This window comes from Mycobacterium sp. (assembly GCF_049280035.1).
GTDB lineage: Bacteria > Actinomycetota > Actinomycetes > Mycobacteriales > Mycobacteriaceae > Mycobacterium.
On the sequence record NZ_JBAPPI010000051.1, the window covers coordinates 1 to 6844 of the forward strand.

Below are 6844 nucleotides of genomic sequence, written 5' to 3' on the forward strand. Positions count from 1 at the left end.
CGCTGTAGGCGGTCAGGGCGGAGCCGGCCACGGAGCTCAAAACGACGATCGCGATCGCCAACAGCGGCCAAAACGACAAGTACCAACCCTTCAGCAGGGAAACCACCGGGCCGACTATGGCCGCAGCGGTTGCCGCACCGATACCGCCCCATACCAGCGGATAAATGTAGAAATCGACGCCGTAGGGGACTGGAGGGCAATCGTCACCCGTGCACACCTCGTTGAGGAAGCCGAAAAACCGTGAGTGCCAATCCGTCGTAATGGCCAGGACCACCAGCATCGCCAGCGTCGCGACGGCACAAGCAACGTCCCAGGGGACCAGTCGCAGCCGCAATATCGGTGGTGGCGAGTCGGCGTGATTGCCCGCTGACGGGTCAACGGGCTGTTGCGTCGAAGCCATGGTTGTTCAATGCTGACCGACGCCTCAGCTCACAGGCAAATCGACCGGCTGCTTTACCCTCGTTTTCTATGACTGCTGCGGCCGCAGGGACGTCTGGGCTCACACCTGAGCAGATCAGCGCGATCGACGCGGCGCATTTGTGGCACCCGTACAGCACGATCGGCGCCGAAACGGTGCCTCCGATGGTCGCTGTCGGCGCCCGCGGCGCCCGGCTGACGCTGGTCCGCGACGGCGAGCCCGTCGAGGCGCTCGACGCGATGAGCTCCTGGTGGACGGCCATCCACGGCCACGGTCACCCGGTCTTGGACGCGGCGCTGGCCACGCAGCTGGCGACGATGAACCACGTCATGTTCGGCGGCCTGACCCACGAGCCCGCGGCGCGGCTGGCCCAGCTGCTGGTCGACCTCACGCCATCTGGGCTGGAGACGGTGTTCTTCTGCGACTCCGGATCGGTGTCGGTCGAGGTCGCGGTGAAGATGGCGCTACAGTACTGGCGCAGCCGCGGACGGCCCGGAAAACGGCGGCTGATGACTTGGCGCGGCGGCTATCACGGCGACACCTTCACCCCGATGAGCATCTGTGACCCCGACGGCGGCATGCATTCGTTGTGGACCGACCTTCTGGCTTCGCAGGTTTTCGCCCCGCAGGTGCCTCGCGACTACAACGCCGGCTATAGCGCGGCGTTCGAGGCGCAGCTGGCCGACCACGCCGACGAACTGGCAGCCGTCGTCGTCGAGCCGGTGGTGCAGGGCGCGGGCGGGATGCGCTTTCACGATCCGCGCTACCTCGTTGACCTGCGGGAGATCTGCCGACGGCACGACGTGCTGCTGGTTTTCGACGAGATCGCCACCGGATTCGGCCGCACCGGCGCGCTCTTCGCCGCCGACCACGCCGGCGTCAGCCCCGACATTATGTGCGTCGGCAAGGCGCTCACCGGCGGATACCTCAGCCTGGCCGCTACCCTGTGCACCACCGAGGTCGCGCACACCATCAGCTCGGGTGAGGCCGGAGCGCTGATGCACGGACCGACCTTCATGGCCAATCCGTTGGCCTGCGCCGTGTCGGTGGCCAGCGTGGAGCTGCTGGTCAGCCAAGACTGGCGGTCGTCGGTTGCCGAGATCAGTGCCGGGCTGACCGCCGGTCTGCAACCTGCCAGCACACTGCCGGGGGTGATTGACGTGCGGGTGTGCGGGGCCATCGGTGTCATCGAATGCGATCGTCCCGTCGACCTGGCGATTGCCACCCCGGCCGCCATCGACCGCGGGGTGTGGCTACGGCCGTTTCGCAACCTGGTCTACGCGATGCCGCCGTTCATCTGCACGCCGGACGAGATCGCGCAGGTCACCTCCGCGATGGTGGAGGTGGCACGACTGACCGGCTCTCGTAGGCTCTAGTGCGATGACCCAGATCGATACCTCACCGCTGGCATGGCTGGAGGCGGTGGAACAGCAGCGCCGGCAGGCCGGGCTGCGACGCGCGTTGCGCCCCCGCCCGGCAGTGGCCACTGAACTCGACCTGGCGTCCAACGACTACTTGGGCCTCTCGCAGCACCCCGACGTCATCGACGGCGGGGTGGACGCGCTGCGCACCTGGGGTGCCGGCGCCACCGGTTCGCGGCTGGTCACCGGCAACACCTTGCTGCACGAGGAATTCGAGTCCACGCTCGCCGAATTTGTCGGCGTCGCAGCGGGTTTAGTGTTCTCTTCTGGATACACCGCCAATCTGGGGGCGGTCGTCGGACTGTCCGGCGCGGGTTCGCTGCTGGTGTCGGATGCCTACTCGCACGCCTCGCTGGTCGATGCCTGCCGATTATCGCGCGCCCGGGTGGTGGTGACCCCGCACCGCGACGTCGACGCGGTCGACGCGGCGTTGCTGTCTCGCGACGAAGAGCGGGCCGTGGTCATCACCGAGTCGGTGTTTTCCACCGACGGCGCGCTGGCTCCGGTGCGGCAGCTGCATGAGGTGTGCCGCCGACACCGCGCGCTACTGATTGTCGACGAGGCCCATGGCCTGGGAGTGCGTGGCGCCGGCGGGCGCGGGCTGCTGCACGAGCTGGGCCTGGCCGGGGCGCCCGACGTGGTGATGACCACCACGCTGTCCAAGGCGCTCGGCAGCCAGGGCGGTGCGGTGCTGGCATCGGCGGCCGTGCGTGATCACCTGATCGACGCCGCCCGGCCATTCATCTTCGACACCGGTCTGGCGCCGGCGGCGGTCGGCGCGGCGCTGGCCGCGCTGCGCGTCTTGAGCGCACAGCCGTGGCGGCCCGAGGCGGTGTTGCGGCATGCGGCGACGTTGGCGCAGATCTGTGACGTATCCGAGGTGCCGCAATCGGCGGTGGTCTCGGTGATCCTCGGTGCGCCGGAGGTGGCGCTGGCTGCCGCGACGGCCTGCCTGGACGCCGGGGTTCGGGTCGGTTGCTTCCGGCCGCCGACCGTGCCGGCCGGTACGTCGCGGTTGCGGCTCACCGCGCGCGCCTCGCTGGACGCCGACGACCTCGAGCTGGCCCGCACCGTGCTGACCGACGTGCTTCGCGCGGCACGGCGTTGACGGTCCTCATTGTCACCGGGACGGGGACCGGGGTCGGCAAGACCGTCGCGACCGCGGCCCTGACATCGGCCGCGCGACAGGCCGGCGTCGACGTCGCGGTGTGCAAACCGGTGCAGACCGGCACCGACGCCGGTGACGACGACCTCGCCGAGGTGACCCGGTTATCGGGGCTGACCAAGGTGGTCGGGCTGGCGCGTTACCCGCAGCCGCTGGCGCCGTTGGCCGCCGCCGAGCAGGCCGGGACGTCATTGCCCACCCGCAAAAACGTGCTGAAACTCATCCGGGCACTCGACCGCCCGGGACAGTTGACGCTGGTCGAGGGCGCCGGGGGCCTGCTGGTCGAACTCGCCGACGCGTGCGTGACGTTGCGGGACCTCGCGGCCGACTTGAGTGCCTCGGTGCTGGTGGTGGCCACTGCCGAGCTCGGCACCCTCAATCACACCGCGTTGACAGTGGAATCGCTTGCAGCACATCGAATTTCATGTGCCGGGCTGGTGATCGGCACCTGGCCGATCCAGCCGGGCGTGGTGGAGACGTCCAACCGGTCTGCGCTGGCGCGCATGGCGCCGCTGCGCGCCGCGCTGCCTGCCGGTGCGGCATCGATGGGTGCCGGCGAGTTCGCCGCTATGAGCGCGCACGCCTTCGACCGGGAATGGGTTACCGCGCTGGTCGGCTGATGGTTCATTCGATCGAGCTGCTCTTCGACCTCGACACCGAGGCGGCGATCCGGCGCATCTGGGCAGACCTGGCCACGGCGGACATACCCAGCCAGGCTCCGGCCAGTCGTCCGCACGTGACGCTTGCGGTGGCCGAGCGGATCGCACCGGACGTCGATGCACTGCTGCGGCCGGCGACGCAGCAACTGCCGCTGAGGTGCGCCGTCGGGGCGTCGCTGCTGTTCGGCAGATCCAACGCCGTGCTGGCCCGGCTTATCGTGCCGACCGCCGAACTACTCGCGGTGCACGCTGAGGTGCACCGAATTTGCGGCCCGTATCTGCTGCCCGGCCCGATGCCGAACAGCTTGCCCGGTCAGTGGACGGCGCATGTCACGCTGGCCCGCCGAGTTGGCGGAGCCCAACTCGGGCGGGCCTTGCGCATCGCGGGTCGCCCGTCAGAGCTTCGCGGCAGCTTCGCCGGTTTGCGCCGTTGGGACGGCAACAAACGCGTCGACCATCTGATCCGCTGACCTACTTACCGCTGCTGCCCGGGCTGGCGCCACTGCCCGCGGTGTACGACGCCTTGCCGGTACCGGCCAACCCGCCGCCGGACACGATCAGGTACTCATCCCGGATGGGTTTGTCGGCGAAGAAGTCCTCGAGGATCTCCCGGGTTCCGGCGGCATAGCGCGCCTGGGCGGACAGCGCGGTCCCCGAGACGTGCGGGGTCATGGCGTTGTTCGGCATGCTGCGCCACGGGTGGTCTGCCGGAGGCGGCTGCGGGTACCACACGTCGCCGGCGTAGCCGGCCAACTGACCACTCTTCAGAGCTGCCACCACCGCATCGCGCACACAGATCTCGGCGCGAGCCGTGTTCACGATGTAGGAGCCGCGCCGCATCGAGGCGATCAGCTTTTCGTCGAAGAGGTGATAGGTCTGCGGGTGCAGCGGCGCGTGGATGGAAACCACGTCGATTGCACGCGCCAGCGACGCAGCGTCGGGGTGGTAGGTGACGCCCAGCTCCTTCTCGACCTCGTCCGGCAGTCGGCGGGTGTCGGTGTAATGCAGGTTGACATCGAAGGGAGCCATGCGCCGCAGCACGGCAAGGCCGATGCGACCGGCTGCGATCACGCCCACGTCCATGCCCTCGACGTCGTAGGAGCGTTCGACGCAGTCGGCGATATTCCAGCCCCCGCCGGTCACCCACTGGTGTGACGGGACGAAGTTACGCACCAGCGCCAAGATCTGCATGACGGCGTGCTCGGCGACGCTGATGCTGTTGCAGAATGTGACCTCGGCGACGGTGAGCCCCCGGGCAATCGCTGCGTCGAGATCGACGTGGTCCGAACCGATCCCGGCGGTGAGGGCTAGCTTAAGATTCTTCGCCTTGGCGATCCTTTCGGCCGTCAAATATGCCGGCCAAAATGGTTGGGAGATAACGACATCAGCGTCGGGCAGCTCGCGTTCGAATTCCGAGTCTGGGCCTTCCTTATCTGATGTGACTACCAACTGGTGCCCACCGCTTTCGAGGAATCTGCGCAGGCCGAGCTCGCCAGACACGCAGCCCAACAGCTCACCGGGAGTGAAATCGATCGCCGAAGGGCTCGGCAAGGTCTGACCGCCTGGGTAGCCGTGCAGCACCGGGATGCTGTCGCGGGCGTACACCGGCGGATAACCAGTGACCGGATCCGGGTACAAAACGAGCAGTACTTTGGCCATCGCTTTCTCCTCTTTTGTTGACGCACCGACTACTTAGGCTTTAATGCTTCGATCACCACGACCCAGTAGGAGCCCAAAATCATTGCAGCCCAGTAGATCATCACACGCCTCGTTTTCGTCAGGTCGGCGGCTCAGCCAGCGACCAAATCGCGGCGCTGGGTGAATTTGATATCGAGGCTGCGCAGGTAGGTTTGCAGCCCGGCGTCCTGCACGGGGATCAGGTGCGCGGGCTGATCGGTCTCGTTGAAGTGGGCGTGCCACATGCCCGGTGGGGTGATGAAGGCGCCACCGGCCTGCCAGTCCACCCGGATCGGGTCGACGATCTCACCGCGATCGTTGAGGCGGGTGCCCAGCAACGTGTAGCACCCGCTGGGTGGCGCATCGAGGATCAGATCCAAGGCAACCGACTGGTGGCGGTGCGGGCGCTGCTCCTGGCCTGCGGGCAGCACACCGAACATGGCCCACAGCACGTGGGTGATGGTCAGGGTCTGCTCCTGGTTGGCGTTGGCCAGCAGGACGCTGACTCGGCTCTTGTCGTTGGCGCCGGGGCGGGAGGCGATGTCCTCGAGCTTGGCGACGGCGTCGGCGCGGCGGAACTTGGTGGGCCGAAACCTCGGCTGGGTCGCGTCGGCACCCAGGTAACGCAACAGCGGTTCGTCGTGCACCCAGTACATGGCCGTCTCGGCGTTGGCGTAGAACACCGAGCGGGATCCGGCGGGCAGCGTCAAAAAGTCGCCTTTCTCCCACTCGACCAGATCGCCGTTGATGGCCGCGAAGCCCCGCCCGTGCAGCACGTAATACAGCTGGCTGGTGGCGTTCGGGCTGGTGTCGATCTGCTCGCCGGCGCGGATGCGCACGAAGTTGGCCAACAGCGCCGGGCTGGTCGCGGCGCCGTCCTTGACTCCAAGCTCCTTGGACAGATCCAACGGCACCACGCCGGTCGGCTGGTCCAGGTAGATCTCGGGGCCGAACCGGACGATCGGCACCTGCGGTGCGTGCCCCGAGCCGATCGGGTTGGCGGCCTTGGAGTACTCAAACAACCGCGCTTCGTCGGCCCAGTCTTCGAATCGGCCCTCAAACCCATACTCGGCAATGTTGGTCATCGGCGCGGGGATGGTCGGGTCCAAGTTGAATGACGTTTCTGGATTCGCGGTGGACATCGCGGGCCTTCCTTTGACGCTCGTATCGGCTGTAATGCAACAGTATCTAAGTTGTATCTAAGCTGTCAAACACCGCTGACTGACACCTCATCTGCAGAGGTCCGGCCGCGATGTCGTCAGTCGGGGATGTAGTCGAACCTGTCGGGATTGGGGCCGTTGCGCCCCGCTTCGCCACCGTCCAGGCCGGTGACGGCTTCCATTTCGGCACTGTCGAGGCTGAAGTCGAAGATGTCGAAATTCGACTCCATCCGCTCGCGATGCACCGACTTCGGGAAGACGATGTCGTCGCGCTGGATGTGCCAGCGCAGTACCACCTGCGCAGGAGTTTTGCCGTGCGCATCGGCGATACCGGTAATGACCGC

The 6844-nt window shown here is 67.1% G+C and carries 8 protein-coding genes; 4 read left to right on the top strand and 4 right to left on the bottom strand.

What is annotated here, in order from left to right; genetic code table 11:
- Positions 1-400, bottom strand: a 400-nt coding sequence (locus WAN71_RS01695) for a hypothetical protein (protein ID WP_422223668.1), incomplete at its 3' end; no start/stop codon positions are given.
- A gap of 68 nt (positions 401-468) precedes the next feature.
- Here WAN71_RS01695 and WAN71_RS01700 point away from each other — a divergent pair.
- From WAN71_RS01700 to WAN71_RS01715, 4 genes are read left to right on the top strand one after another with little or no spacing between them, the layout of a single operon-like run.
- Positions 469-1794 (top strand): adenosylmethionine--8-amino-7-oxononanoate transaminase, encoded by a 1326-nt coding sequence (locus WAN71_RS01700; RefSeq protein WP_422223669.1) that lies wholly within the window; start codon positions 469-471, stop codon positions 1792-1794.
- Between the two features lie 4 nt (positions 1795-1798).
- A complete protein-coding gene (locus WAN71_RS01705) occupies positions 1799-2947 on the top strand; it encodes an 8-amino-7-oxononanoate synthase (RefSeq protein ID WP_422223670.1) in 1149 nt (382 codons plus the stop codon).
- Positions 2944-3624, top strand: a complete 681-nt coding sequence (gene bioD, locus WAN71_RS01710; protein ID WP_422223671.1) for a dethiobiotin synthase — start codon at positions 2944-2946, stop codon at positions 3622-3624. The genes WAN71_RS01705 and bioD overlap by 4 nt, the downstream gene beginning before the upstream one ends.
- Positions 3624-4133, top strand: coding sequence for a 2'-5' RNA ligase family protein (locus WAN71_RS01715; RefSeq protein WP_422223672.1), 510 nt, complete (start codon positions 3624-3626; stop codon positions 4131-4133). The genes bioD and WAN71_RS01715 overlap by 1 nt, the downstream gene beginning before the upstream one ends.
- 1 nt (position 4134) lies before the next feature.
- Here WAN71_RS01715 and WAN71_RS01720 read toward each other — a convergent pair whose 3' ends face one another.
- From WAN71_RS01720 to WAN71_RS01730, 3 genes are all read right to left on the bottom strand, one after another.
- Positions 4135-5322: an NAD-dependent formate dehydrogenase gene (locus tag WAN71_RS01720; RefSeq protein ID WP_422223673.1), complete on the bottom strand. Its 1188-nt coding sequence runs from the start codon at positions 5320-5322 to the stop codon at positions 4135-4137.
- Positions 5323-5453: 131 nt separating this feature from the next.
- Positions 5454-6482, bottom strand: a complete 1029-nt coding sequence (locus WAN71_RS01725; protein ID WP_422223674.1) for a cupin — start codon at positions 6480-6482, stop codon at positions 5454-5456.
- 116 nt (positions 6483-6598) lie between these two features.
- Positions 6599-6844, bottom strand: a 246-nt coding sequence (locus WAN71_RS01730; RefSeq protein WP_422223675.1) for an aldo/keto reductase, incomplete at its 5' end; no start/stop codon positions are given.